The 25,336-nt window shown below is 61.3% G+C and carries 25 protein-coding genes, 1 tRNA gene and 1 pseudogene; 15 read left to right on the top strand and 12 right to left on the bottom strand.

The window, feature by feature from the left end:
• Positions 1-33 precede the first annotated feature (33 nt).
• The 7 genes from ACYU81_RS03485 (at position 34) to ACYU81_RS03455 (ending at position 3,620) form a co-directional block, all read left to right on the top strand.
• Positions 34-843 carry a hypothetical protein gene (locus ACYU81_RS03485; RefSeq protein ID WP_460986363.1) on the top strand — a complete coding sequence of 270 codons (810 nt, stop codon included), beginning with the start codon at positions 34-36 and terminating at the stop codon, positions 841-843.
• On the top strand, positions 840-1,088 hold the full coding sequence (locus ACYU81_RS03480) for a hypothetical protein (protein ID WP_460986362.1): 249 nt from the start codon (positions 840-842) through the stop codon (positions 1,086-1,088). Before ACYU81_RS03485 ends, ACYU81_RS03480 begins: the two co-directional genes overlap by 4 nt.
• A complete protein-coding gene (locus tag ACYU81_RS03475; protein WP_460986361.1) occupies positions 1,085-1,270 on the top strand; it encodes a hypothetical protein in 186 nt (61 codons plus the stop codon). The genes ACYU81_RS03480 and ACYU81_RS03475 overlap by 4 nt, the downstream gene beginning before the upstream one ends.
• Positions 1,267-1,581, top strand: coding sequence for a hypothetical protein (locus ACYU81_RS03470; RefSeq protein WP_460986360.1), 315 nt, complete (start codon positions 1,267-1,269; stop codon positions 1,579-1,581). Before ACYU81_RS03475 ends, ACYU81_RS03470 begins: the two co-directional genes overlap by 4 nt.
• Positions 1,571-2,059: an HNH endonuclease signature motif containing protein gene (locus ACYU81_RS03465; RefSeq protein ID WP_460986359.1), complete on the top strand. Its 489-nt coding sequence runs from the start codon at positions 1,571-1,573 to the stop codon at positions 2,057-2,059. Before ACYU81_RS03470 ends, ACYU81_RS03465 begins: the two co-directional genes overlap by 11 nt.
• Positions 2,056-2,247 (top strand): hypothetical protein, encoded by a 192-nt coding sequence (locus ACYU81_RS03460; RefSeq protein WP_460986358.1) that lies wholly within the window; start codon positions 2,056-2,058, stop codon positions 2,245-2,247. The genes ACYU81_RS03465 and ACYU81_RS03460 overlap by 4 nt, the downstream gene beginning before the upstream one ends.
• Before the next feature lie 152 nt (positions 2,248-2,399).
• Positions 2,400-3,620 (top strand): hypothetical protein, encoded by a 1,221-nt coding sequence (locus ACYU81_RS03455; RefSeq protein ID WP_460986357.1) that lies wholly within the window; start codon positions 2,400-2,402, stop codon positions 3,618-3,620.
• Positions 3,621-3,644: 24 nt separating this feature from the next.
• Here the strand turns inward: ACYU81_RS03455 and ACYU81_RS03450 are convergent.
• The 6 genes and pseudogenes from ACYU81_RS03450 to trbF form a co-directional block, all read right to left on the bottom strand.
• Positions 3,645-3,718: transfer RNA gene (locus ACYU81_RS03450), tRNA-Gly, on the bottom strand.
• Between the two features lie 304 nt (positions 3,719-4,022).
• Positions 4,023-4,289, bottom strand: a complete 267-nt coding sequence (locus ACYU81_RS03445) for a hypothetical protein (RefSeq protein ID WP_460986356.1) — start codon at positions 4,287-4,289, stop codon at positions 4,023-4,025.
• Positions 4,290-4,748: 459 nt separating this feature from the next.
• Positions 4,749-4,979 carry a DUF2274 domain-containing protein gene (locus ACYU81_RS03440; RefSeq protein ID WP_460986355.1) on the bottom strand — a complete coding sequence of 77 codons (231 nt, stop codon included), beginning with the start codon at positions 4,977-4,979 and terminating at the stop codon, positions 4,749-4,751.
• Between the two features lie 2 nt (positions 4,980-4,981).
• Positions 4,982-6,151 carry a TraB/TrbI/VirB10 family type IV secretion system protein gene (locus tag ACYU81_RS03435; RefSeq protein WP_460986354.1) on the bottom strand — a complete coding sequence of 390 codons (1,170 nt, stop codon included), beginning with the start codon at positions 6,149-6,151 and terminating at the stop codon, positions 4,982-4,984.
• Positions 6,148-6,996, bottom strand: a complete 849-nt coding sequence (trbG, locus tag ACYU81_RS03430; protein ID WP_460986353.1) for a P-type conjugative transfer protein TrbG — start codon at positions 6,994-6,996, stop codon at positions 6,148-6,150. Before trbG ends, ACYU81_RS03435 begins: the two co-directional genes overlap by 4 nt.
• Positions 6,993-7,838 (bottom strand): annotated as a pseudogene (trbF, locus tag ACYU81_RS03425) (conjugal transfer protein TrbF). Before trbF ends, trbG begins: the two are co-directional and overlap by 4 nt.
• Here trbF and ACYU81_RS03420 point away from each other — a divergent pair.
• Together ACYU81_RS03420 and ACYU81_RS03415 are read left to right on the top strand one after the other, a co-directional pair.
• The gene (locus ACYU81_RS03420) at positions 7,748-8,080 is read left to right on the top strand and encodes a hypothetical protein (RefSeq protein WP_460986352.1); all 333 of its coding nucleotides are present in this window, start codon (positions 7,748-7,750) and stop codon (positions 8,078-8,080) included. The pseudogene trbF and the gene ACYU81_RS03420 sit on opposite strands and share 91 nt — an antisense overlap.
• Positions 8,081-8,209: 129 nt before the next feature.
• The gene (locus ACYU81_RS03415) at positions 8,210-9,598 is read left to right on the top strand and encodes a diguanylate cyclase domain-containing protein (RefSeq protein WP_460986351.1); all 1,389 of its coding nucleotides are present in this window, start codon (positions 8,210-8,212) and stop codon (positions 9,596-9,598) included.
• A 7-nt stretch (positions 9,599-9,605) separates the two neighbouring features.
• On the opposite strand, the gene ACYU81_RS03410 is transcribed toward ACYU81_RS03415, so the two are convergent.
• The 6 genes from ACYU81_RS03410 to ACYU81_RS03385 are packed head-to-tail and all read right to left on the bottom strand — an operon-like array spanning position 9,606 to position 19,934.
• Positions 9,606-10,607, bottom strand: a complete 1,002-nt coding sequence (locus tag ACYU81_RS03410) for a glycosyl hydrolase family 8 (protein ID WP_460986350.1) — start codon at positions 10,605-10,607, stop codon at positions 9,606-9,608.
• On the bottom strand, positions 10,597-11,061 hold the full coding sequence (gene bcsD / locus ACYU81_RS03405) for a cellulose biosynthesis protein BcsD (protein ID WP_460986349.1): 465 nt from the start codon (positions 11,059-11,061) through the stop codon (positions 10,597-10,599). Before bcsD ends, ACYU81_RS03410 begins: the two co-directional genes overlap by 11 nt.
• On the bottom strand, positions 11,058-14,507 hold the full coding sequence (locus ACYU81_RS03400) for a cellulose biosynthesis protein BcsC (protein WP_460986348.1): 3,450 nt from the start codon (positions 14,505-14,507) through the stop codon (positions 11,058-11,060). Before ACYU81_RS03400 ends, bcsD begins: the two co-directional genes overlap by 4 nt.
• Before the next feature lie 14 nt (positions 14,508-14,521).
• Positions 14,522-18,877, bottom strand: a complete 4,356-nt coding sequence (bcsA, locus tag ACYU81_RS03395) for a UDP-forming cellulose synthase catalytic subunit (protein ID WP_460986347.1) — start codon at positions 18,875-18,877, stop codon at positions 14,522-14,524.
• Positions 18,874-19,584: a cellulose synthase operon protein YhjQ/BcsQ gene (locus tag ACYU81_RS03390; RefSeq protein ID WP_460986346.1), complete on the bottom strand. Its 711-nt coding sequence runs from the start codon at positions 19,582-19,584 to the stop codon at positions 18,874-18,876. Before ACYU81_RS03390 ends, bcsA begins: the two co-directional genes overlap by 4 nt.
• A complete protein-coding gene (locus ACYU81_RS03385; protein WP_460986345.1) occupies positions 19,584-19,934 on the bottom strand; it encodes a hypothetical protein in 351 nt (116 codons plus the stop codon). Before ACYU81_RS03385 ends, ACYU81_RS03390 begins: the two co-directional genes overlap by 1 nt.
• A gap of 646 nt (positions 19,935-20,580) precedes the next feature.
• Between ACYU81_RS03385 and ACYU81_RS03380 the strand changes: the two genes are divergently transcribed.
• The 6 genes from ACYU81_RS03380 to rlxS all read left to right on the top strand — a co-directional run bounded on the left by ACYU81_RS03380 (position 20,581) and on the right by rlxS (position 25,249).
• Positions 20,581-20,880 (top strand): DUF736 domain-containing protein, encoded by a 300-nt coding sequence (locus tag ACYU81_RS03380; protein WP_460986344.1) that lies wholly within the window; start codon positions 20,581-20,583, stop codon positions 20,878-20,880.
• A gap of 159 nt (positions 20,881-21,039) precedes the next feature.
• Positions 21,040-21,270: a helix-turn-helix domain-containing protein gene (locus ACYU81_RS03375; RefSeq protein WP_460986343.1), complete on the top strand. Its 231-nt coding sequence runs from the start codon at positions 21,040-21,042 to the stop codon at positions 21,268-21,270.
• The gene (locus ACYU81_RS03370) at positions 21,267-21,848 is read left to right on the top strand and encodes a S26 family signal peptidase (protein ID WP_460986342.1); all 582 of its coding nucleotides are present in this window, start codon (positions 21,267-21,269) and stop codon (positions 21,846-21,848) included. The genes ACYU81_RS03375 and ACYU81_RS03370 overlap by 4 nt, the downstream gene beginning before the upstream one ends.
• A complete protein-coding gene (locus ACYU81_RS03365) occupies positions 21,836-22,441 on the top strand; it encodes a lytic transglycosylase domain-containing protein (RefSeq protein ID WP_460986341.1) in 606 nt (201 codons plus the stop codon). Before ACYU81_RS03370 ends, ACYU81_RS03365 begins: the two co-directional genes overlap by 13 nt.
• 232 nt (positions 22,442-22,673) lie before the next feature.
• Positions 22,674-23,033: a hypothetical protein gene (locus tag ACYU81_RS03360; RefSeq protein WP_460986340.1), complete on the top strand. Its 360-nt coding sequence runs from the start codon at positions 22,674-22,676 to the stop codon at positions 23,031-23,033.
• Positions 23,034-23,284: 251 nt separating this feature from the next.
• On the top strand, positions 23,285-25,249 hold the full coding sequence (gene rlxS, locus ACYU81_RS03355) for a relaxase/mobilization nuclease RlxS (protein ID WP_460986339.1): 1,965 nt from the start codon (positions 23,285-23,287) through the stop codon (positions 25,247-25,249).
• Positions 25,250-25,336 lie beyond the last annotated feature (87 nt).

Raw genomic sequence — 25,336 nt, 5'->3', positions numbered from 1 at the left:
CCCCTGCCAGCGCGAACCCAAGGATATAGAGCAATGACGAACGATAAGCTGAGAGAGGCGCTGGAGCAGATCAAGGCGAACTGCTTCCGCAGCGATATAACCGATCACACCGCGCTCGCGGGCATCGCGATTATCGCCAAGGAAGCCCTTGCCTCCACTACGGTTGCGACCGCTGCCACCGATGCGCGGGCTATTGTGGAGGCTTGTGCGAAGGTGGCGGAGAGCGAGGCGCCCATGTCGCTGTTTCGGAGTGAAACGTGCAGCGAGGACATGGCTGCTGAATATTGCTTCCAAGCCGAATATGCTTCGTGGCTCGCCATAGAACTGCGCGCCAAAGCCGATGAGATCATAGCCGCCCTCCCGTTACCCACCCCAAGCGCACCGGACGAAGAATGGGAAGGCGACCTAACCGCCGATGAGCAAGCGATGATTGATGCCGCTTGGGAAAAGCACAAGGCCGCTGCGCCTTCCACCGGAGAACCTACAATGACCGACGACCAGATCAAGCACATGGTCAACCGCTTCCTTGGCTGGAAGCTGCCTGACAATTTTAATCCGGATGGCGGGATCGGTTTTAATCCGATCGGCAACCCCGGCCAGCGAAACGAATACCGTAACCAGCCCACAGGGACGAACCTGTTCGACTATACGCAAGCCGAAGCGATGGTGCGCTATCTGGTCGACGGGATCGTTACCCCAAGCGCACCGGACGCAGCGTTGCGGGAGGCGGTAACTATACTGATCGAAAAGCGTATCCCTCACGGCATGGATCAGTGGGTCCGCGATTTGGCGTGGGAGGTATTCGCCCTCTCCAATAGCGGGCAGATGGAGAAGGGGGCGTGAGCGAGGAACTGGTTTGCCGCGACTGCGGGCTACCCAAAGCGAACGCCACTGAATTGTGCGACACCTTCGTGCGGTCCGACGAGTTAGGCGCGCCCCAGCCAGCATCACCCCCGGCCAAGCCTGCCCCTGCGGATGCCCTGGCGCTGCTGAAATGCTGGGTGGAATGGTCGTGCGGCCAGCAAGGGCAATCGCCGTTCCATGACACGCGGGCATTCCTGTCCACCGCACAAGGGGAAGGGGCATGAGTGAGCAGATTGCTTTTCTCGTGTGGTTCGCAGTCGGCCTGATTGGCGCTTGGCGATTGAATCGCAACGACCCCATCGACGGCGTTCCATCGTGGCTGATGGGCGGAGTTTTAGGCCCTGCAACCTTGGCGCTGGGCATTTGGGAATGGCGAGCCACCAAGCAGCCAAAGAGAGGTGAATGATGACCCATGAGTTGGAAAAGATCATGAGCCTGATCGAGGAACGGCTCTGTATCATCTGGTATCCCACCGAAAACCGGGACACGTTCGCTTCCGAATTGGCCGCCATCCTCTCCCGCACCCCATCGCATGGTAGGGTGAGCGATATAGCCGAACGCCTGCGCCACTCAATTGAAGCGCTTGGCCCGGAAGGCATTGGCGGCAACGTCTCCATGTCCTACGAATTCGCCTGTGACTTGCTGGATGCCATATCCACCCCGCCAGAAACTGTAGCCGCACCCATCCCGGTAGAGGGAGAGGTCGATGATGACTAATATTTCACCATCAGATGAGGCGCGCTTTTGGAAGGCTGTGGACAAGCGCGGCAACGATGATTGCTGGGAATGGACGCGGTATCGAGAGAAGCCGCAGCATCGTAGCTCGATAAGCGGCTATGGCAATTTCTCGATCATGAATAAGAATATAAGGGCGCACCGAGTGTCATACATAATCCACAAAGGACCGATTCCGGAAGGAATGGTTATTGACCATCTTTGCCGTAACCCATGCTGTGTAAACCCTCACCATCTGGAAGCAGTAACATCGGGCGTGAACAGTCTGCGCGGCACGGGCGCTCCTGCGCAAAATGCAAAGCAGGAGCAATGCAAAGCTGGCCATCCATACAATGAAAAGAACACCCGAACAAATAGGAAGGGGAGGCGGATTTGTCGCCCATGCCAGAGCGCGTGGCTTAGACAATATAGAGCCGGGAAAAGAGCCGCACTTTCCACTATCGAGGAGCCGAGGGGATGAGACGCACAATAGACGGCGGAAATTACGCGAGCGTCGAACTGACTTGCGGTAATCTGGTCTACATCAAGCAGATAGCGCCGGACGGCAGCGAGGAGCTAATCGTCATGGATAAAAGGGCTGCAATCGCTCTGGCTGACGCGATCTATGCCGGGTGCGCCTCCGCCCTCCACGGCGATCAGGAGGGGTAGATGGGACTGCTGCCAGATTTAGACCGTCGCCTCTCCAGGCGCATCGACCAGCACAAGGGCATCCAGCTTTCACCCGATGACCTGGACCTGCTAGTTTCAAGCGGCGCCTATGACACCCTGAAGAAGGCGGCCGCAGAATATCAGAGGAACCAATGCCGCGCACGACACGCCAGAAGCCGCTCTATCAACGGGGCGAATATGCCCTCTATCGACGGGAGGGGCGCGCCAACCTTGAAATCGTCTGGTACGACACCGAGCGAAAGCGCGAGCGAAGCACTAGCGCGCGCACGGCAGATGTCGGGCAAGGCAGGATAGCGCTTGACCGCCTCTATCTCACACATTCTGGTCGCCGCATTTGCCCGACCTGCCACCGGCCATGGGACCATGAAAAGTCGCCGCTCGCAACCACCGCTATAGCCGATTACCTCCTGCTTTTGGAGGGGCGGGCAGGGCACGAGGCCGCCCGACACCGGCTATCGCATGTCATAGATTATCTGGCAGAAACCAAGGCGGATACTGTCTGCGCCGAAGTTGACGAGGGTTGGATCGACCGTTTCCGCACATGGGCGCTGGCCCGCCCGGTCATGTCACCCAAAGGCAAGGTGCTGCGCGAACGGTCGCTTGCCCATGTCGAAGGCAGCGTTATGCAATTCGCCGCCGCGATCAATGCGACGCCAGGTCAAAAAGCCGCGTTCAAAGCGCGCCAGCAAATCGATGTAGCCCGCACGCCGACATTCCGGGTGGATGTGGCTGACCTTGCTCGCATGTTCAACTATTGCCTGCACCCGCAAGAGAAATCGCAAGTCCTGCGCGATCTGCGCGTGAAAGACCGCGCAACGCTACTGGCCTATCTCCGCATGGCTGTTGCGACATGGGCGCGCCCTGAAACCGTGCTGGCGATCAAGCACGACCAGTGGCACCCCGGCCCGCGCGTTATCGACCTGAACCCAACCCGCCGACAGCGAACAAACAAGCGCCTTCCGATGGTGCCGGTTGTCAGGCAAATGATCGGGCATCTCGACGCCATGGGCGAGAACTGGATACAAGCCGCGACTATAAGGTCATCATGGGACAGGATGCGCGCGGCGCTAGGATTGCCGAGCAATGGGCAGGCAGGACCAAAGTTGATCCGCCGTTCAATCGCTACCATCGTGCGCCGCCGTATTGGCGAGGCGAACTGGCGGCAGGGGGAAATTATGCTCGGCCACTCCGCGTTTGCCATCAGCGATATTTACGCAATCCCCGACCCCGCCAATCTGGGGCTGGCTTTAGCGGCAACCGAAGCCGTGATCGATGAAATCGAGGCCCTTGCTCCCGGCGCGTTCTACCGCAAAGTTACCGCAGAAATCCCCAATTTGGCGCTGGTAAAATGAGGAAGAAATGGCTAAAATCTGCGGTGGAGCGGGTAGCGGGGATCGAACCCGCATCACAAGCTTGGAAGGCTAGTGCTCTACCATTGAGCTATACCCGCCCGCAGGCCTCGCGCCCTGCCACTAATATGAGGCATCCGTCAACATAAAAACGGGGTATCCATTACGCGCTCAGGTCTGCAAAACACGCCGCCCAGCCGTATGATGCTGCTCGCCATAGTCCATTAGGCACCCTAAAGTTCCCTGACATCCTTGGTGCCTTTCAATTGCGCGATTGGGGAATGGCGAGATGTTGATTGTTGATGATGCTAGCAATATTCCGTAGCCATCGCACCATGTGCTTTAGAAACGCAGCCTGAGGCCCACGATCCGCTTTGGCTGCTGCTCTCTCCGCCAAACCTGCTGTTAGCGCCGAAGAAGAGGGCGGCGGCTGATGGTGGACGCCGCACTTGCAGAGCAGGTTTGATGTTGGAGCTGCGCACCGAGATGAGCGCTGTCAATGTTCATGAAAGACATCAACTTCACCCAATCGAGATTGTCGGCTGATGGGATATTGCAGGGCGGATTGTCCTTCGCTTCGACAAACAACATTTTATGGCGTCCGCAATATTCGCGGCGGGCGGTGAGGCGCAAACCAACAGCTGATCCCGCATCGAGCTTAGGTTCCTCCATCAGTTCGACGCAGCATCTGCGTCACGCGTTCGTGAACCGAACGCCTTGATGCCGAAGTCTTCGTCGCCTTCCGCAACTCAACCTTGGATGTAGTGGATACAGGTCTCCCCACTTCGGCCGATGGAGAACAGCTTACTCTTCCCAATAGCAACTGATATTGCGCCTCCGTCGCGCGGACCTGGCCACATAAGTGAACGTAAGGCACTCGGTACTTTTTAAACGTCCGTCGCATCCATTTTGCTGGCTCCGCGCTCGTCATGTTGAGCCGTGAGAGGATGTCGTTCGGGCTTAAAAGAGCGGCCCCTTCGCTAATAGCGAGCCGCTGCATTTGCGCCTCGTCATGGTCTTCATCGATTGGGCTCATACGCCCGAGCTGGAGAGGTGAGTGCTTCTGCGAGGACGCGCAATCGATGGGCGATGCCGTCCTCAGCCCAGCAGGCGGCCTTACCTTTTTATCTTTCATCCCAGTTCCCGCACCGCGGCGCCACGGGCTCTGATGAAGTTGCGATCGCTCTCCAGGAAGGCAGCCAGCATCGCGGGTATGAGTTCGACCACCGGCTCCTTGGTGCCATAGGCCTGCGCGTAGATCGCGGCATAGTCGCGCAGGGCATTCTGAAGGTCCGGCGTGATCGTGATCGCCAGCTTGACCGGCGTCCTATCGGGCAGCTTGGCCAGTTTCAGCTCTGCCATGCCTATTCTCCTATAGACCCGCGCCACGGTGCTAGGATGAGGTCGCGGCTAACGAGCAGGCCTACCGGCGTTCCGGGCCGCACCGTGATTGTCGGCTGGATGTCGAGGTCGCGCGATGTGATCTGGTCACCGGCGCGCGATACGCTCTGCTGCGTTGATTGGCGGATCCCCTCGACGAAGTCGCTTTCGCCGTCGATCGTCAGTTCTGAACCAACGCCAAGAAGGGTTGCGATCGCGACGCCCTTGAGCAGCGACCAGCTATGGAAATCCACCTTGTCGGCAAGCCCCGCATACCCAGCCGCGTCGGTTGCCGGAAAATTGTCGAGGCGGAGCGAACTTCCATCCGGCAGCATGAGCCGCTGCCAGATCACGAGCGCGCGTCGCTGGCCAAAGGCGACGACGCTGTCATATTTTCCGACGAGACGGGCGCCCTGCGGCACGAGCAGGATCTGACCGGTGGCGCTGTCGAATACATTCTGCGTCACCTGCGCCATGACGAGCCCAGGCCGGTCGGAGCTGAGGCCAGTGATCAGGCCCCCGGGAATGATGCTCCCAGCCGCCAGGAGATAGGGTGATGGTGGCGGCGCCAACACGGATGTGTTCAGGTCGCTGCCAGTAGCGGCACATCCCGCGAATGCCGCCTTGCGATCCTGGGGAACTGCCGGCGTCCCGGTATCCGGTGCAACGCCTGCGGGTGGCATTGCCGGCATCTGGACGAGAATGGCAGACTCTCGAGCTGCCTTCAGTTCCGCCAGCTTTGCGAGCCTCGCGGCTTCTGCAGCGTCAGCGGTGGAACGACCGCCGCCCGATGCATCGTCGGCGTCCATATGCTGTTGCCGGGCGCGCAGGATGGGCCGCCCGAGATCGCCCGGGAGGGGCGGTCCCAGTCTTGGGGCATCGCCATAGCCTGCCGGAAAGCCGGACAGCGCATCGCCCGGGTCCGCCGATGGCTTGGAAAGCTCGCTCTCCTGGGCCACTTGCCGGAACACCTGGGGCTTGAGGGCCATCCACGCGACACCTATCAGGCTGGCCGATCCCAGGGCCGCAATGCCTATGATGGCGCCGCGGCGGAAACGGATCGCTTTCATCGGTTGCGTCCGCAGGACCAGGGTCTCCGGATCGACCTTTGTTGGTGGCGGAATTGGCTGGACGGGCGTGTCGGCCGCGGTCATGCGCCCTTCCCGCGCTTGCGGTTCTCGATGCGGGTGATGCGCACGATCTCCTGCTTTTTAAGGCCCAGCCGTAGTTCCGCCGCGTCGAACAGCCGATCGACGACATAATAGCGCTCGTGCAGGCGGTAGTTGACGAGTTCAGCCTTGCCGTCCGGGCTAAGGAGAAAGAGGGGCGGCGCATCGCCCTGGGCGAGCGTCGGTGGAAATTCGATATAGGTCTGGCGGCCATCGTCGAAGGCGCGCAATGGCCGCCACCGCGGTCGGTCGCCCGAAATCGCATAGTCGAAATGAAGCTGCGCGACGTTGAGGCCGGAGGCGACGGGAGCTGCGGCGCGCGCGGCGTCTGACTGCCGCTTCAATGCGATGAGGTCATCCTGCGGGTAGGTCCAGCTTATGCCTGCCATCGCCGTCGCGGCCGTGCTTGCAAGGCGCAGATGATAGGTCCGGCGGCTGGTCATGATGACGAGGTTGTTCGTGAGCCCGGCGGAGAAAGGCTTCACGAGGATGTGCGTGCGCTTGGCCTCGCCGTCACCGCTGCCCTCCCCTCCGGAAGTGGTGTCGCCAATCACCCAGCGCGTCGTGTCGCCGCTGGCGACCGCGACCAGCGTCTCGCCTGGCTGCAAGGCAATGTCCGTAACGGAGCCGGGCGCCGCATAGGCTTGGAAGATAGCACCGTCGGCGAAGGGATAGACCTGGATAGCATTGATGAAGCCCTGGGTAGCCGGCTCAGCCGTCGCCTTGCGATTGGCCGAGGCGACGCTCTGTAGGGGGGAAGATACCGTCTGCGCATCGGCCGGCGAGGCGGCAAGGATGACGGCGGACAGGAGGATGGAGCAGGTCTTCATGGCTGGGACTCCTGGCTGTTTGGGATGGCGGATGAGGCCAGTGCTGGCGGGAATGGCGAGTCGAGGGATTGGCTGGACCGGAGAGGTGGCCGTGGCGCCGCGGGCCTGGTGTCACTGTCGAGTTCGCGGCTCCAGTCGATCGCATCGACATAGATGCCGAGCGGGTTTCTTCGCAGCATGTCGGCATTGGCGGGCGCCTTGGTCGTAATCGTCAGGATCGCGGTCCAGCGGCTAGTCCCGGACTGCGCGCCCCTCTCGTAAACACTCTCGGTCCATTTGACCTGGAACGACCTTTCGGAGGCACGCACGACGCTGGTGACCTGGACCGACACGGTTCGCTCGCCGACATGGGCGAAGGGGGAGGCCGCGCGCGCATATTCACCGAGAAACTGCGCGCCGCGCCTTGTCGCAAAATCATAGGCCTCGAGCCAGTCCCGGCGCATCAGCACGGGATCCAGCGACACCGAGCGGATGTTGGTGATGAAACGCGCGAGGTGCCACGCGACCTGCGGGTCGGTCGGTCTATACTCCACATCGGCGGCCCGCACCGCGCGAGCCTCGCCGAGCCGGTCGACCTCGACGACATAGGGGACGACCCGGCTCTGCAGCGACTGCCAGGCAAGCGCCGCCGAGGTGCCCGCAGTCAGGAACAGGCAGCCAAATGCTATCAGCCGCCAGTTGCGCGCCTGGACCCGGGCCGATCCGATCCGCTCGTCTCAGAGCTGGCCCGCGCGCTGGTAGGGTGTCTCGGGTGGCCGACAAGGCGCTCTTTTCCCTGCTGCGCGACCGTGAACTGCTCGGCCATATGGTCGCGGAGGTCGCGGGCGAGACGGTCGCGACAGCCAATGGCCAAGAGAAGGTCAAGACCTTGAAGCAGATCATTGCCGACCATCTGTCGGGGGCGGATGGGCGCGCCAAGGTCGAGCGCTGGGTGCCGCGCTGGATGGCTTTTCCACCGAGCGCCTACACCGAACGGGGTGGGGTGGGCACAGTTGCGGCCCATGGCAAAGTCGTTGCCGCACGCGATCTTGTTGCCACGACAACAGCCGATGCGGGCGGGGAGTCGTTCGCAGAAGCCGCATGAAGCTGTAGGGCGGGAGGTGCGAACCTTCCGCCCGCCAACGGGCCAAAAATCGCGCGTCGCGTGGGTGATAGCGGAACGAGCTGGGAGGCTGGCGGGGGTGGAGCATGGAACCAGCTTGCCAGCGCCATAGTGACTGGCGGATTTGGATTTGGTCCGACTGCGTCATTGTCGCTAAAGAAGATAAAAGCTCAAAAAAATGGGCTGATCCGTCAAGCGGGTTTTGACATTTTTTACGGCTTTGGAGCGTTGGGTGGTGAGCCCTTCTTTTGCCGGGAGCAGGATTTGACACGGTTTACGATGATGCCAGACTGGATGGTGAAGATGAGAAGAGGGGTCCTGACATTCTCCAACCGGCTCATGACCCTGCCAATCCCGGATGCTGTCTACTGCGAACTCGTGCAGTCCCTCTTCGCCATGCGCCTGCCCATCGCCGGCATGGGTGTCCTATTCGGTGTGGCGGGAACAACAATTTTCATAGAACATCACGATGCCACGATCGGGTTTATAACCGCGATTGCAGTGGTAGTGACAATCGCGCGCCTGGCCGTCATCACCGCCTATCAGCGGGAAGCGTGTGGAACGACCCTGACCATCGATCGCGTGAAGCAATGGGAACGGCGTTATGCAGCAGGAAGCTACATTTTCGCTGGGTTGTTGGGCGCGCTTAGCGCGACTGTGCTCGGTACACATATTCCGCTCAACCATCTTGTCGTCGTCAGCCTCATTTTTACGTTCGGCGCCGGGCTCGTGTCACGGATAGGTGGCAGGCCACGCATTTGCGTGACCAGCCTGCTGCTTGCGACTGTCCCAACTGTCGTCGCCCTTGCCTTGCACGCTCGGGCTGGCGATGCCGGTGCGATGCACGCGGAATATTTCGTGATAGAGGCGCTGCTGGTCACCGTCGTGACGCTGCTCAGCCTTGAGTCGGTTCGTCATCTGTATCGATCGGACGTTGAGCATCTCACGACAAAACATGATTTGGCTGATCTCGTGCGGCAGGATGCGCTGACCGGACTGCCTAACCGGCTGCTCCTGAGAGAGCGTTTCCAGAACAGTATGAGCACCGCTGCGTTTGAAAACAGTCAACTCGCCGTCCATTTCCTCGACCTTGATGGCTTTAAGCTTATCAACGACCGCTATGGCCACCCCATGGGTGACGCCGTTTTACGCGAGGTTTCTACCCGGCTGCGCTCAATCGTTCGCTCGGTGGACACGGTCGCACGCATCGGCGGTGACGAATTCATTGTCGTCCAGGAAGGCGTTCAGCATGAGAGCGAAGCAGAGATGCTCGGCCGCCGTATTATCAGGCAACTGAGTGAGCCTTATCTGCTGATGGATGAGCAGATCCGGATTTCCGTGAGCGTCGGCATTGCGATGGCGCCTCGTCACGGGCTCGATCTTGAGCATCTGACAGCCTGTGCGGACGCCGCGCTCTACCGCTCCAAACGAGGCGGCAAGGCCCAGTTATATTTCTGTACGCCAGAGGACGTGTCTAATGCTGGGCGGGCGGTGGCGTAGAAAAACATCAAAGTGACTGCGACAGCATCTGCAGCGCTGCTGCATAATAATCGGTCGACAACGGCAGGGACGCAGGCATTCCAAGCGCGCGGTTGGCGATCGTCATGCCCCCAGGTGAGAGCGCGAAGTCGGCCTCTTGTCCCGTTTGAATGTCGATCCAGGCGGGAATGGCTCGTCCAGCACGGACGTAGCCCCGCCAACAATCAATGATCGGCCTGACCAGCTGCTGCCTGCCTCCCGCCTGTGCATAAAGAGGCAGGCGTACAGCGTCGAAGCCGAACCGGGGCGGCTTGGCTGCCGCAGGCGCGATCGCCGCGTTCGCGGTTACATCGATCCAGTCCGTGGGTAGGCGGCGCCGGCCAAAGCGCGCCGCTGCCAGCAGCTTTTCACTGTCGCGGATCACGTCTCCCCAGACGGCTTCACCATCCAGCCGCCGGAACTGGTCGAATGCCGGCCAGACGAAATAGGAGGGGTTGACCGTCACGACATTGGGTGAGGAAAAGCCGTCGATGCCGGGCAGGAGAAGGCGCCGACCAAATCGCTCGATGACCAGATGAGAGAGAATGGCTGCCCTGATTTCCTCGGCTCGTGCAGTCAGAGCGGCGTCCTGCCACTGTTCACCTGCACGGCCCAGAGCCCAGGCGATGAAGATGTCGCCATCTGTTGCATTGTTACGATCTGCCACCGGATTTTCCTGGCGCGGATCGTATCGCCAGGAGTAGAGCGCCACGTCGCGCCTGGCGAGGGTGGCTTCGGTCCAACGGTGCATTTTCTCGAAGGCGTCACGATCATTCGCAGTCAGCGCCAGCCATAGACCATAGCCCTGGCCTTCGCTGTGACTGATTCCCCCATTGCCGTTGTCCAGGACGCGGCCGGACGGATCGAGGAAGGCGGATTTGAAACGGGGCCACAAGCTGTTCGACAACGGCGGTCGCCCGCCAGCTCTGGCGCAGGATATGGTCAGCGCCGCCAAAGCAGTAAGCGAAAAAAACCTTCGATCAACGGCCATGCCATAGATCCAGTGTGCCGCCATTGAAATCTACCCGCCGGGTCATCAGCGCCGCGCCGCTGCCGAGTGTCCGGAACCAGCTGTCATAAGCGCCTTCGAGCACCGCAGAGATGATCTCAGCCCACAGCCCTTCGACATCGCCATCCAGTGCAGGTGGCAGGCCCTGATGCCGGATAGCTATGCCTTCCTCTTCCATGCAGAAAATGACATGACCCCAGTCAAGCGCCGACCAAAGCTTGTTGACGCGTGTCGCCAATAAGGTCAGATCGGCTGCGTCTTCCATCGGCTCTGCAGCGGCGAGTTTCCGCCCGACGGCCAGGTAAAAGTTATGGGCCTGAGCAGGCGTCGCCGTGCTCCCTATCTCGGCGGCAATCATAGCGACGAGCAGCGCCAGGCCCTTTGGATCGGCCGAGGCACTGCCAACCGGCATCAGTTGCCGCGTGGCGTTATTCACTGCCCACCTCCAAGTGATTGGCGAATGCCGATCAAGGACCGGAATTCATCATAGTTGCCGAACGTATTGATTCCCATTTGTCCCCCCACTCGCATGGAAGGGCTTACGCGATAGTAAATGGCGCTGTCGGCAGAGAGGGCAAAGCCGGTTTTGCTGATGGCGTCGTAGGTTGAACGCACATCACTGTTCAGGAGTTTCAGATTGTTAAGCAGCCCCTGCGCGGCGTCGCTGGTAGGATAGAGGTTCGCGGCTTCCTGATCGTAGCTTTGATAACCTGGGGCGAAATTCCCCCTCACTTCCCAACGGCTGTCGTCATAGGCGTAACGCACGGGGAAACTGACGCTGATGAAGCTTTGCGGGCTGAAATAGCCGCCATGGCCATAAGTGAAGAAATTCTGGTTGTTATCAAAATCCTGATAATTGACGTTGATGCCGCCAGTCAGGGATGAATTGTCACCCTGATAGAAACGCATATAGCCGCCCGCGTTCAGCTGGATGCCGTAGTTGCGACGGACATTTTCACCGCGGTAGCGGTGAAAGCTGCCGTCGCCATAAAAGCCGTTGCCGTTGCGGTCGTAGCTGAAGGACAGGCCGCCGCCCGTCTTCATGACCTGTCCCCATCGCTCTCCCATGCCGTAGGGGCCGAAAAGTCCGGGGACATCCAGCAGTCGCTGCCCGGTTACAGGGTCGCGCGCGCCTGCGGCCATGACGATCGCGCTTGTCGCCTCGACCAGCCTGGCATCGGTCGTCGGGTTACGGGCGCCTGCATAGGAAATGATGCTGTCTTTTACCGGCTGCCGTTCAAACCATAGCTTCGCCGACGCCGTGGAGGAAAAGCGTGGCGTGACCGCAGCGCGCCAGGTCGCTCTCGTATTGCCGAAGCCAAGCGGAGTAACACCGGCTTCCAGCTCCACCAGCGGGCTCTTGTAGGATGCCGACAGGGCGACGCCCGCAGCGTGTTGCGCATCAACGCCGATATTGCGCGAGGCGACCTGGCCGGCGATCGCTGCCGCCTCCGCTATTCCATTGCCGCCAAAGCGTGCCGCGCCCGACGCGCTGGGTGGCCCGGCATCCAGTACCACTGCCTCCGCCTTTACCGAAAGGCGGCCATTACCGACGCCTGTCGATATGCTTGCCGATCCGGTGATTTCCTTCAGCTCGCTCAGCCCCGGTTCGCCGGAACGTTGACGGTATCCGGTTTCGACGTCGGCCCGTGGACCACTCTCGCCCGCTAGCTTGCGGATGTCGGATTCCAGTCGGGCAAGGACAGGATCTCCCATGACTCCGCCTTGCGCCATCGTCGGAGCGCTGGAGGCGTAGCCATTATTGTCAAAAGCTGCCGGAACGCCGATCGCAGCAGCACCTGCAGGCAGGGGCGTAGTTGCCGCATAGCCCGGTGCGGCCTGATAGGAAGGCAGGCGTGCGCCGCCTTCAAGTGCAAAGGGATTGACCGGTGGAGGGGCGGGCGCAAACGCCTGCGAACGGAATGGATTGCTACCCATGTTGCCATTTGTCCCACCGATACTTCCGAAGGGGTTGCTGGCTGTCAGTTGGACATTGCTGCCGCCCATCTGCCGGGCATAGATTTCCCGAGCGCGTTTTAGATAGCGGACTGCCCCGCTTTCATTCCCGCGTGCCTGTTCCATCCGCGCGGCGGCCATGTAGACTTCATGGTCGTCCGGCCAAGTTTGGATCGCGCGTTCGACCGCTTGAGCGGCAAGCGCCCGGTCACCCGCAGCACCCGCCGTTTCGATCAGGCCCAGCTGTGCTTCACGATCCCTGGGTGACTGCGCCAGGATCAGTTGATAGCTTTGGGCAGCACGGGCCGGCATGCCACCTGATTGATAAAGCCGCGCAAGCGCTGACAGGACTTCGCGATTTCCCGGTGCTGCATTCCAGGCGGATTGGAGCAGGTCGAAAGCAGGTGCATATTGCTGCGCCAGCCTGAGCCGGTCTGCCTGCGCCGCCGCCATGCCTCCGTTGATACGAGCGAGTGTGCGCTGACCATCGGTGGACGCGCCAGCGAGCTGACTGGCGCGTTGCAGCGCAGCTGCGGCGAGGTCATCCCGTCCTGTCTTGGCAAGTACGCGAACAATAGGCTCATAGCCTTCTACATCGCTGATCTCACCGGAAAGCGCTTGCTCCGCGAGTTGAGCTGCACCGCTCGTATCGCCCAGATCATACAGCGCGTCGGCGATCGCCGCTTGTTTGGCCGCGGGCAATCCTGCCGTTCCGCTTAACTGATTCAGTGCGGCGCGTGCTTCGGCCTGACGGCCCATCGCGCCGATATCCCGCGCCCTCTGGATGGCCTGATCCGCCTTCAACCCCATGGCGAAGTTCCGCATCTGCGAGGTGCGCTGATCGTCGGGGATGCGATCGACCAATGCTTCGGCCGCGCTGAAGCGCTTGAGCGAATTATTGAGGAGAGCCGCTGCGTAGAGTGCGTCCGGGCTGGATGAGGACGATAGTGACCGCAACAAGGCGTCAGCGTCTGACACCCGACCGCGGTCGATCATGAAATGCGCATATTCATACCGGATCCAGGGATCATTTTGATCGAGGAGCAGGCCGGATTGAAACTCCTGTTCGGCAGTGACTTCGTCACCGCGCTCGATTGCAGCGAGCGCCCGTCCGCGTGCCGCCCGGCTCTTCAGTCGAAGCTCGGACTGTTCACTTCCAGCACTGCCCGATGCCTGTCTCAAAATATCTGCGGCATCGGCATAGCGCCCCTGCCGCTCGTATATATTGGCGAGCAGCTCAAAAGCAGGCTGTCGATCGGAAAAGCCAGACCTGACCAACCCTTCGGCTTTTGCCTGCGCTTCCCCGAGCCGTCCTTCGGACAGGGCCGCCTGGGCTTCACCCAAATCGGCATAGAAGCGCGATGAGGCGAGAGCCTCAACCCATTTGGACGGCGTCCCCCGGCGTGAAGCCTGTTCAAGCAGGTCGCGGGCCTCTGCAAAACGGTTCTGACGCAGTCGTACGATTCCGAGGCCGCCTAGCGCGTCGGCATCGTTGCTGTTGCGGCCAAGGGCTCGTTCGAAAGATGTCGCGGCTTCGCCCAGATTACCCTTGTCCAAAGCCCTGAAACCCGCGGCGCGGGCGTCGCCGCCGCGGTCGGCTGGGGCAGGGCGGGGCGGGGCGGATCGCGCGGCCTGCGCCGGTCGTGTCAATTCCGGGGCAGGTCGGGACCCTAGTTTGGCCCCGGTTTTTGCCGCTGGGGGCCTGGCGGGGCGCGATTGCGCGCCACTCAGCCCGTGTCTCGCTTCGCTATTGACAGGATCGAGTACCAACGCCCTGCGAAAGGCCTGGTCTGCCAAGTCATTTCGCCCCTTCGCCCGCCAATAGCGGCCCTGTTGAATCAGCGCGGCGACACCGGGCACCTCCGCAACGGCGATGGTGGGCGTGACGGTTGATGCAAGCAGGGCAGCGACAAGGAATTTTCGCATCGTTATCGCTCCGGTCATGCCTCGTCAGCCCCTTCGAGGCGGCGTTTGGCCTGTGAATTGAAATAGAGATATGCAGGGCCTGCGAGAAGCAATGCCAGCAGCAGGCCGCTGGCCGCCATGAGGATCGGTCGCAGGCTGAACCAGTAGGCGATACGCATCCAGATGGGCAGGGAGCCCACCCAATAGGTAGGTCCGACCGCGAAGCTGGTCATACCTTCACCATCGGTGACGGCAAGGTCACCCTGGATCTGTGCATTGATCTTCGTATCGGCCATGCCGTTCACCAGCTGCGGCAAGGCATTAGGGTCGTCCGCGAGCAAAGCGACTACACTGCGGTCGCTGTCGAACGGGGAGCGGAAGCCCACAATGCCGGAAAAGCCGTGTGCGTTATAGATGATCTGCTGTGCTTCTTCAGGATTCGATCGGTCGCCCAGCGAGAAGAAATTCTGGGCGTTCTGGAATGGAGATCGCTCAGCCACCTGGAGTGCGCCATCGCTGAAGCGAACCGGGGCGTTGCCGAACAATTGGCCCGACCCCGCGACACTGCTGGCGCCAATTATCAATATGTCCTTCCCCTCCAAGGCGATCGGGTCGATCCTGTCCATCACCGTGACGCGGGTAGCGGGGAGGCCGGTCGAGTCAGCAAAGCGGCCCATCATGGCCAAAAATGCCTCGATGGTGCTAGCAGTGGCCCCGTGCGGCATTATAACGGCCGTTTCCGCCAGATCGGGCCGGATCGTGAAGGGATAGCCCGCCCCCGCGAACGTCGCGAGGTCGGGCATCTGCAGCGCATGATAGGCATGGCTGAAGTCGATTGTGCTGGTCGGGCTGATGCTGACGCGGACATTTTCCGGCAATGTGCCTTCGCACTTCTTCTTGTTCGCCAGGATCAGATTATAGTCGAACACCAACTCATTCTGGCCGAACAGATTATAACGCGGCAGCACGAGCGAAGCCTTGCTGTCCTGCGATGATGGCCCGCGACCGCGAAAGACCTGGTCCCACAAATCGCCACCGGCGAGGGGCAGCGTGCGCAGATACTGATTGTTGATCGACACATCGAGGCGTGATCCCCGCTTGTCCAGCCAGTCTGCTGTCGGGTAACGATATTGCAGGTCCAGCCTGCCGCCCTGACGAGGCCAGAAGAAAAGGTCGGGCGCGATGCGGAAGCGCGCGCTGAGCGGCCCGGGCGGCAGCCCCAGACCTTGCAAGGCATAAGCGTCGGTGAGCTCGCCCAGACGGACGGGCCGGTTCGTGTTGATCCAGCGCGGAGCAGAATAACGGCCATGTGCAGGGATGCGCACATTGTCGAATGCCATCTGTGAGCCGCCGAATACTCCGCGCCCGCTGGCCACGGCCGCCGCCGCAAGCTTCAGTTCCTGCGTGTTGCGGCCCATGATTAGGAGGAGGTTGCCAAAGGTGTCGCGCGGGTTCCGGATGACGGCAACCGATGGCCCGCGGACCTGCATGGTTACGCCCCCCACGGGCCGATTGCCCAACAGGAAGACAACGGCATTTCCCTGGGGAAGCTGATTGAACATCGGTTTGAATGAAAAGCCGCGATAGCTTGCCAGTCCCCCAAACCATGACGCCGCGCTGGCGGCTGCTTCCAGTTCGCCGTTGCTGGGCCTGCCAGCGAATACGAAGGGTAGGCGGAGAGGCAGATTGTCGTTCCGGTCGAAAAAGGGACTTGGCAGACGTGACAGGTCGGGCGTGAGCGGCAGGCTCTGGACGCTAAGGTCAAACCAGGAGCGGACATTGCTGATGTTGGCCCATAGCGAACTATGGAACGGGTCCTCGCAATCGCGCGTGTAATGTCCGAGCAGGCGCAGGTTGAGGCGGTTGTCGCCCGGCAGGAACAGTGCGGGGTTGACCGGGATGTTCAGAATCTGCCCTCGTGCATCACTGGAGCGAAGCGGGACCACCTGCACAACCTCGCCGTTCAGCAAGACGACCAACTGGCTGAGGTCGCCGATCATGGCCGGCGACCAGGCCAGACTCAGCCTCAATGTGGCGTTCGTCACCACGTCGCTACGCCGCATGCCGAAAGGAATGCCGATTTCGCCCCTCGTGCCTTCGAGGCGGATGGGCGACTTTACCTGAAGATCGCGGAAGGTCAGCCGCTGCTGCCGGGTTCCACTCGCTGACGCCGTGCTCACGCTTGCGGCGGGAGCGGGAGTCGGAGCAGCTTTGGCCGCTTGCGGTGTGCCGCTCATGAGAGCGCCGGTCGCCAGCAGGATGGCGGAAGCCTTTAACCCGGTCATTGCAGCCGTGCGCTTCACATTCCGGCGTTCGGTCCTGTTCAGACGAAACAGCCGTTTGAGTGTCGTAAGATCGACGACGATGATGTCCCACAAGGACCTGAGGCCAGAGACCGGAGGTTGCGGGGCGACCGGTTCCCAGGCATCGGCACGGCCGAGAATGGCCCGGACAAGATGCCGGGACAGCGTCATATCAAGCGGCTGAAAACGCAGAAACGCCTCCCCATGTTCAATTCGAATGGTATCGACAGGTAATGTCAGCTTCTCGTCACCCATGGGCAGCGAGATGTGCGTGACGACCCGGTCGCGCAAAGATATGTCCTGCGGCAGGCGTATGGCGGCGCCGCCCATCGACAGGTCGATTGTGACGGCATCAAAAACATGCCCATCCTGGACATAGATGGTGACCGGAACCTGAGTTTCGATGCGAATGAATTCGCGCGCCTGCTTTGTCTCCCGAGCGACGGACACAGCGGCCAGCAGGATAATGAGGCTGAATAGCGCCCATGCTCCGTTCAACAACAGGGTATCGGCCTGGATGTTGAAAAGGTGCGGAAAGAAAATCAGCTTCACCGCGCCCAGTGCGATGCCAAAGAGCATCAGCGCGATACAGAGCAAGTGAGGTTTCACCGTCCCCAGATCGAAATAGGTGCGATCCAGAAGGCTTCCCTTGTCGGTGACGTTGAACTTGCCCTTGCGGGGATTGAACAGCGTGAAGACAGTTGCCGGCACCAGATGGAAGGCAAGGATCGTTTCATAGATTTCGCCCCAGAACGGGCGCCGGTCACCGCCTTGCGACCGTGCACCCGAGACCATCGAACAGTAAAGGTGGGGCGCTGCATAAGCGAAAATCAGCGATGCAGAGGCGTGGATGATGTTCTGCCCGAAGATGAGATAGGCGAGCGGACTCGTCAGGAACACGATGCGCGGCAGCGGAAACTGGAAATGCAGCATCGCATTCAGATAACAGAGCCGTTGCTGCCATTTGAGGCCTGGCCCCAGCAGTGGATTTTCGATCCGCAGGATCTGGGTCATCCCGCGTGCCCATCGTATGCGCTGGCCGATATGCAGCACCAGACGTTCGGTCGCGAGACCGGCGGAGAGGCGGGCACTGATGAAGGCAGTGTTCCACCCCATGCGCTGGAGCTTGAGCGCCGTATGAGCATCCTCAGTCACTGTTTCACCAGCGAACCCATTGGTCTCCATGAGCGCCTCACGCCTGATAATGGCGCAGGAACCGCAAAAGAAGGCCGCGTTCCACAGATCGTTACCCTGCTGGACACTGCCATAAAACAGGTCTCCCTCACCGGGGAGGTCCTCTACTGTACGCAGGTTGCGCTGCGCCGGATCGGGGGAATAGAAATGGTGCGGCGTCTGCATGAGAGCGAGCCTGGAGTCTTTCTGGAACCAGCCGGCCGTCATTTGCAGGAAAGCGCGTGTCGGTACATGGTCGCAGTCGAACACAGCTATCAGTTCGCCCGCAGTCTTCTTCATGGCGGCATTCAGATTGCCTGCCTTGGCGTGCAGATTGTCAGGCCGGGTCAGATATCCGCAGCCGACCTGCCGGGCAAAGGCGCGGAATTCGGGTCGGCGACCATCGTCCAGAATGAAAACCCTGAAGCGATCAGCGGGATAGTCCATGTCCAGCGCCGCGAACACCGTGTTACGCACGATGGCGAGACTTTCATTATAGGTTGGGATGAAGACGTCGATCGTGGGCCATTGCGAAGGTTCCCCCTGAAGCTCTACGACCGGGCGATGAAGCGGCCAGCTGGTCTGCAGGAAGCCAAGCAGCAGGATGATCCAGGCGTAGATTTCCGCGAGGTAAAGGCCTGCGCCAAGCAGGAATTCCAGCGGTGTGCCGAATTCCAGCGTCTGCGTCGTACGCCAGAACATGTAACGGGTAGACACCAGGATCGACAGGAGGCCGAGCGCAAGCGTCGCTTTCCGCGTGCGGGATCGGCCGAGTATCAACGCACCGCCAATCGTAATGCCACTGAATAGCCATTGGGCCTGGAGGTCCAGCGGCACGCCGATAACCAGCAGAACCAGCAGGGCCGCGAAAACTGTGATGCCCCATTTGGCGATAGGCGAGGACAGCAGCTTCATGACAGCTGTTCCGCATTGGCGTTAAGCCCCAGCCTGGCCTCGATATGCTGGGCGACTGCCCGGATATCGGCCAGAGCTGCACTGGCGGGAGCATATTTGCTGATCGGTTCGAACATGGCGGCCGCCTCGTTCACGGCCTCGTCTCGCCTCACCGTACCCACGAGCCGGTCGCCGACCAGTTCGCGCAGGAAAATATGCGTGTGCCGCGAGAAGCGGTGCGTGTCATCCAGCTGGTTGAGGATGAAGGCGGTACTACTCAACTCGATGGTAGGAACACCCGCCTGTACCTTGCTGAGCGCCGCAAGGGAGACAGGTTGCGGTAGCAGCGTGCAGACATGCAGGTCCGTATGTGGGAGCAAAAGATCCTTGGTTTCCCGATCACCCGCCGCAACGTCGGCAACGTAGACCTTGCCCGAGCGGAACGGCGATTTGCCATGACGGAGCGCCTCGATGAAATCAGGCTCCCTGCTGAGGCGGTAAGCGGAGAAAAGCTCTACTCCCGCGACTGCAAGGGCGGATCCACCGCCATGAAATTCGGCAAGTGCCTGCGTTGGAAGCAGGCCGAAAAACAGCTTGAGCGTGTCCTGATAGGTAAAATCGATTGCGGCGACATCATGCCCCTTCCGCGCGAGATGCATCGAGAGATGAGCCGCGATGAAACTCGTTCCGGTTCCGCCTTTGGGGGAATGACAGAGGATCAGGGGCATCAGGCGCGGCCCCCTTCATCATTGTCGGAGATGCGCTGGAAAAAGGACCGCAGGTCGTTTTTCGTTTCGTCTGAGGATGTATTCTGTCGACTGGAAGAATAGCCGCCGAAAATACCTGCGTCCGACTGTGACACTGCCGGTTTTGCTGGTGCCGCCTTGACTGTGGGAAGCACATCTTCGACGCTGCGGGCTGCGAGCGCGGAAACGGGTTTGCCTACAACGCGATCGTCTGTCAGCAGGGCTTCGAATATGGGCCAGAGCTCCATATCCGCAAAATTGTCGGTGAATTCACGGTATCTGAAATCCCTGCGCCCGAGCCGGGCGAGCAGGTTGGCGGCGTCTGATCGCATAAAGAATCCCCTTTGATGCCTTCGTGCGATATATATCGTTGGTTAAAAAGGCCTTTGCGATCAAGCGGGGAATATGAATAAGGTCAACTAAATATTCGGGCCACTCTGTCGATTTAAAGATTATCTGTACAATTGTAGAACAATGGCGCTCAGGCAGGAGTGCCTTGTTTGTGAACTGTCTGCTCCAGCGGACGCTGACGTCGTCATCATGACCACGTGTGCGGCACCGGCAAATATGGTCGCCCGGCCTGTGCGACCGTCCTGTTGCTGAACCGGAAGCTCGTCGAGCGCTAGGGGAGAGCCGGGGCATCCGAGTCAAGGAGGGCTTGGATATCGCCTCCGATATCGATCGTCGCTGGGCGAAATCCTGCGTTCCGATCCTGTCCAAAGATCCTCGCGTGCTGGTGGCAATGCCGCACCGGCCTCTCTTTCATGGCAGGTCTGGCGCCGGCACGGCTTGTCCGCGCAACGGCTTTGTCGGCTTTCTTCCCCGCCCTTGCGGGCTTCCTCGCGAGGCAAGAAAACCGGCTCCGGCCGTCCTTCGCTGGCGCTTCGGCCCAGGGGTGCGCGGCGCCGTGCCATCACCTCATCGACTGCCATCGAGGCCGCATGGGGCGGCATTCGAGCAAGCAGAAGGAGACTTTCCATGGCACAGATCGGCAGCTTCACCCGCAACGAGGATGGCGTCTACAATGGCGAAATCCGCACCCTCATCCTTCGCGTCAAGGCCACGATCCGGCCCGTCGAGCGCGAGCATGACAAGGCTCCGGACCATCGCGTCAGCGCCGGTGGCGTCGAGTTCGGCGCGGGCTGGACCAAGGCGGCGCGCGAGACCGGCGCGGAATATCTGAGCCTCAAGCTCGACGATCCGTCCTTCCCCGCGCCCATCTACGCGACCCTCACCCAGGGCGACGAGGGCGAGCACAAGCTCATCTGGTCCCGCTGACATGACGAGGTTCCGCGCCAGATTCGGCGCGGAGCCTCTTTTCTCCCCGGGTGTCGAAAGTGTGAGAGTGGTTTTCGACACTGATGCCGGGATGTCCCTGTCCGCATCCTGGGTGCCGCGATCGCGCCGTTGCGATCCCGACAGACAGGAGTGCGCCCCATGGACAGCGACGATGACATTGCCCGTGCGAACCGCGCGAAACGCGGCTCGCCCTTCCTCAATACAGACCAGGCGGCTGCCTATCTCAAGATCTCGAGCCGTCTGCTCAAACGCCTGCGCCGCGACGGCAAGGGGCCGGTCTTCCGCCGCCATTGCCGTTTCGTCCAATATCATATCGATGACCTGGACAGCTGGTCCGCCGAGCATTCGGCGCGGGAGCTGCGCGCGTGAGCGGCCGTCGAAGCCCTGCCGCCGATGCGCCGCTGCTTGCCTGGGGTGAGACCTTGCGGACGGAAAAGCGGAGGCACGTTCGATTGCGCGGGCGCATCTTGTGCGTTGGTGCTGGCACTCTCATCCCCCTCCTTTCCGCCGCGCTTCCGTCCACGCCGCGCCTCGTCTGGAATACGAGCGCCAGCGCGCCGATCGGACTCTACAGGGTAGAACCCGGCGCCGTGGTGGAGCCGGGTGACATGGTCATCGCTCGCGTGCCCAAGCACTATCGGCTGCTCGCTGCGTCCCGTCGCTACCTCCCGATGAACGTGCCGTTGGTGAAGCGCGCCGTGGCCTATGCGGGCGATAAGGTCTGCGCGCTGGCCGAGGACATCTTTCTCAACGGGCGATGGATTGCGAGCCGCCGTGCAGCTGATGCCGCTGGTCTCCCGATGCCCTGGTGGAGCGGTTGCATGGTGCTGCGGGGACGACAGCTTTTCCTACTGATGGACAGTCCGGCCTCTTTCGACGGCCGCTATTTCGGGCCGACCGATGGCGACGATGTGATCGGGAAGGCGACGCTCCTGTGGCGCCGTTGAAACGCGCCATCATCCTGCTGGCGGTCGCCCTAGCGACGCCTGCCAAAGCTGAATCGGTCGCCATATGGCAGCCTTATATCCGCGAGGCATCGCTGCGGTTCGGCATCCCCAGCGCCTGGATCGAGCGGGTCATGCGCGCCGAAAGCGGTGGGCAGACCCGCTGGAACGGCCGCCCGATCCGCTCTTCCGCTGGCGCCATGGGACTGATGCAACTCATGCCTGCAACCTGGACGGAAATGCGCGTCCGGCTCGGACTTGGCAACGATCCCGACGAGCCCCGCGACAACATCCTTGCCGGCACCTTTTACTTGCGACTAATGTACGACCGGTTCGGATATCCGGGCCTGTTCGCCGCCTATAATGCCGGGCCTGGGCGTTATGCCGAACATCTTGCGGGCGGTCGGCCGCTGCCAGGCGAGACCATCGGCTATCTCGCAAGCGTGGCGCCGGAGCGGCAGATTGGCGTGGTCAGTGCGACGGCCTCACCACCGGTCGAGCCGCTGTTCGCCATACAAAAGGGCGGCGCATTGGCATCGGCCGCCGCCGCACCATCGCCAAGCCCGATCTTTGTCGCTCTGTCGCAGGGGAATTGAGGTGATGTCGCATGTCCAGGAGAGGGTGGAGGCTCGTCTCGACAGACCCAGCATGACGGGTGGCGGAGCGCCTATCAAGGCCCGCGGGCGCCCCCCAATTTGCTGCGCAAATCGGTTCCCCCCACGTCCGCTTCGCGGCGCCGCGCTTCGCGCCGCGGCCCTGACAGCCGCCCCGCCACCCGTCTCCCGGACGCCGTTCTCGATGGTGAGGACGAAGCGCAAGGAGGTCAACATGGGCATGGTTCAGGGTATCGGAACGGCGTCGGACAGCGTCGTAGCAACGCTGGTAGCAGAACTTGAAATCGAGCTGGGACGCAGTGCGGGAGAAGCACTGGCGCAACGCTTCCTGGAAGCGGAGGAGAGCGATTTCCTCTGGGACGCGCGCGGCGAGGAGCGTTGGCTGGGCTCCTATGAGGGCCTTGGCGAGGATGATCTGGAGCTCGACCGGATCGCGATCTGGGGTCGGCTGGCTGGCCGCTGGTTCATGGCCATCATCCTCGTGGATGGCGAGGGAATGCCGCATGGAACGATTGCGAAGCGCATTTGCCACAGTCGCGATATTGCTCGGAAGGCAATGGCCGATGCGCGTTGACGGCAGCATGATCGTCAGGAAGAGGCGGCGTCGGACCGGCGTCGTCTCTCCCCTATTTTCGAGCCGAAAATGGGTGGCGCTAGGGGATAAGGGGAAACAAGATAAAGGCAGTGTCTCGCGACCCGGCTTAAGTGTTTGTCTGCACATCCTTTTTTCACGAAGCCGCGCCCTGACTTCGGGAGACAGGACGGGCGGGAACGGCGGTAATCCGCCAGTTTCTGGTCGAATCCGCGAGATGGGGCGGCGTTACCATGTCTGACGATGACCTCACGCCCAGGCTCGGCAGGATGCGGGGCAATGATGGCAAGCGCACCGTCAAATATGGCGGGCGCATCCTCGCGGCGACGCGGCTGGCTGGTAACAAGACAGGCAAAAGGTCGCGGCGCTTTGACGGCAGCCGTATCGGCCGGGGCGCGAGCAAGGGACGGCTTCTCGCCAGTCGCGACAGGTTGGGCGGTTTCCGTGGCCGCCGCGCGGTGGTGAAGGCGAGCCTCATCCGGCTCGGTGGCAAGGCTGGCCAGGCAGCCCAAGCCCATATGCGCTACATCCAGCGCGATGGCGTCACGCGCGAGGGCTTGCCTGGTGAGCTTTACGGCCCGGCGACCGACTGCGCGAGCAGCGACGATTTCCTCAAGCGCACGGCCGGCGACCGGCACCAGTTCCGTTTCATCGTCTCGGCCGAGGACGGCGCCGAATATCCCGACCTCAAGCTCTATGTTCGTCGACTGATGACGCAGGTCGAACAGGACCTCGGCACAAAGCTAGACTGGGTCGCGGTGGATCACTTCAACACCGAGCGACCGCACACGCATATCGTGCTGCGCGGCATCGATGATCGCGGCGATAATCTCATCATCGCCCGCGAATATATTTCACACGGCCTGCGCGAGCGCGCGTCCGAACTGGTGACGCTCGACCTGGGGCCGCGAACCGATCACGAAATCGAGGCCCGCCTGCGTCACGACGTCAATCAGGAGCGGTTGACCGCGATCGATCGTCGCCTGCTGCGGCGGATGGATGCCGATCGGATCGTATCGCCCGCCGACAACGACCCTTTCCAGCAATCGGTGGCGGCCGGCCGGCTTCGCAAATTGAAGGCGATGGAACTTGCCGAAGATATCGGCGGCGGGCGCTATCAGCTGGTCGATGAAATGGAGGACACGCTGCGGCGCATGGGAGAGCGCGGCGACATCATCCGCCTCATGCAGCGCGAGTTGACGGCACTCCGCCTTGATCGCTCGGGTGTCGAAGAGATGGTGACGACCGAGCTTCGCGAGCCGATTGTCGGGCGATTGATCCATAGAGGCTTCTCCGACGAGCATCGCGACCGTCATTATGCGATGCTCGACGGTGTCGATGGCCGGGTCCATTATATAGACATTGGCCGGGGCGATGGCGTGCCGTCGGTTCAAGAGAATGCGACCGTGCGGATAAAGCCGGCGAGGGCGAGCGTGATGCAGGCGGATCGTACCGTCGATGCTGTCGCTCGCGCCCACGGTGGACGCTATTCGGTCGATCTTCACTTGGCGCATGATGCTCAGGCGAGCGAGGCCTATGCCGCGAGCCATGTCCGGCGGCTGGAAGCTATGCGGCGGGCGGGGGCCGGGCCGGAGCGATCAGAGGATGGGAGTTGGGTCATTCCCGACGATCACCTCGCCCGTGCCGAGGTCTATGCCCAGCGGCAGAAACGTGACCGGCCTGTGGCGGTATTGATCCTCTCGCGAACACCTGTCGCCGACCTGCCGACAAAGGAGGCGCCGACCTGGCTCGATCGCGAACTGGCATCAGGTACGCCGAGCGCGGTTCGCGATGTCGGCTTTGGTCGCGAAGTGCGCGACGCAATGTCGGCCAGGCGTCAGTGGCTCGTCGAACAGCAATTGGCCGACGGCGATGGGCTGGTTTTCCAGTTGCGGCGCGGCGCATTGGAGGCACTGCGCTTGCGCGAGCTTCGGGATGTTGTCGACAGGCTTGGCAAAGAACTTGGCAAGCGATTTGAGTCGATCAATGTGGGCGAGCGCGTTGAGGGTGTCATTGGGCGGCGTTTGGACCTTGAGAATGGGCCGTATGCGGTGGTCGAGCGTGCGCGGGATTTCACGCTTGTGCCATGGCGAAACGTATTGGAACGCAACATTGGAAGGACGGCTACGGGGATCATGCGATCGGACGGGATTAGCTGGCAGTTCGGGCGGGGGCGATCGGGGCCTGCAATTAGCTGACGCCATAGCGGATGGAACTCCCGAACTGGCGGATTGATCGGGTATTAGAGATGAGATGGGAAACCCAATATTCACGCGTCCGTCACG

It is taken from the genome of Sphingobium sp. TomTYG75 (genome assembly GCF_054771635.1).
The sequence above is the reverse complement of the archived record's forward strand: the minus strand, read 5'-3'. Positions and strand labels throughout refer to the sequence as shown.

What these genes read in the sequence shown, in the direction of transcription:
- ACYU81_RS03460 (WP_460986358.1), top strand. Translation starts at nt 2,056, where the DNA reads ATGAGACGCACAATAGACGGCGGAAATTACGCGAGCGTCGAACTGACT.
- ACYU81_RS03440 (WP_460986355.1), bottom strand. Translation starts at nt 4,979, where the DNA reads ATGGCAGAGCTGAAACTGGCCAAGCTGCCCGATAGGACGCCGGTCAAG.
- ACYU81_RS03445 (WP_460986356.1), bottom strand. Translation starts at nt 4,289, where the DNA reads ATGGAGGAACCTAAGCTCGATGCGGGATCAGCTGTTGGTTTGCGCCTC.
- ACYU81_RS03435 (WP_460986354.1), bottom strand. Translation starts at nt 6,151, where the DNA reads ATGACCGCGGCCGACACGCCCGTCCAGCCAATTCCGCCACCAACAAAG.
- ACYU81_RS03390 (WP_460986346.1), bottom strand. Translation starts at nt 19,584, where the DNA reads ATGCCCCTGATCCTCTGTCATTCCCCCAAAGGCGGAACCGGAACGAGT.
- ACYU81_RS03385 (WP_460986345.1), bottom strand. Translation starts at nt 19,934, where the DNA reads ATGCGATCAGACGCCGCCAACCTGCTCGCCCGGCTCGGGCGCAGGGAT.
- rlxS (WP_460986339.1), top strand. Translation starts at nt 23,285, where the DNA reads ATGTCTGACGATGACCTCACGCCCAGGCTCGGCAGGATGCGGGGCAAT.
- ACYU81_RS03475 (WP_460986361.1), top strand. Translation starts at nt 1,085, where the DNA reads ATGAGTGAGCAGATTGCTTTTCTCGTGTGGTTCGCAGTCGGCCTGATT.
- ACYU81_RS03485 (WP_460986363.1), top strand. Translation starts at nt 34, where the DNA reads ATGACGAACGATAAGCTGAGAGAGGCGCTGGAGCAGATCAAGGCGAAC.
- ACYU81_RS03360 (WP_460986340.1), top strand. Translation starts at nt 22,674, where the DNA reads ATGGGCATGGTTCAGGGTATCGGAACGGCGTCGGACAGCGTCGTAGCA.
- ACYU81_RS03470 (WP_460986360.1), top strand. Translation starts at nt 1,267, where the DNA reads ATGATGACCCATGAGTTGGAAAAGATCATGAGCCTGATCGAGGAACGG.
- ACYU81_RS03400 (WP_460986348.1), bottom strand. Translation starts at nt 14,507, where the DNA reads ATGCGAAAATTCCTTGTCGCTGCCCTGCTTGCATCAACCGTCACGCCC.
- ACYU81_RS03410 (WP_460986350.1), bottom strand. Translation starts at nt 10,607, where the DNA reads ATGGCCGTTGATCGAAGGTTTTTTTCGCTTACTGCTTTGGCGGCGCTG.
- ACYU81_RS03380 (WP_460986344.1), top strand. Translation starts at nt 20,581, where the DNA reads ATGGCACAGATCGGCAGCTTCACCCGCAACGAGGATGGCGTCTACAAT.
- ACYU81_RS03455 (WP_460986357.1), top strand. Translation starts at nt 2,400, where the DNA reads ATGCCGCGCACGACACGCCAGAAGCCGCTCTATCAACGGGGCGAATAT.
- ACYU81_RS03375 (WP_460986343.1), top strand. Translation starts at nt 21,040, where the DNA reads ATGGACAGCGACGATGACATTGCCCGTGCGAACCGCGCGAAACGCGGC.
- bcsA (WP_460986347.1), bottom strand. Translation starts at nt 18,877, where the DNA reads ATGAAGCTGCTGTCCTCGCCTATCGCCAAATGGGGCATCACAGTTTTC.
- ACYU81_RS03465 (WP_460986359.1), top strand. Translation starts at nt 1,571, where the DNA reads ATGATGACTAATATTTCACCATCAGATGAGGCGCGCTTTTGGAAGGCT.
- trbG (WP_460986353.1), bottom strand. Translation starts at nt 6,996, where the DNA reads ATGAAGACCTGCTCCATCCTCCTGTCCGCCGTCATCCTTGCCGCCTCG.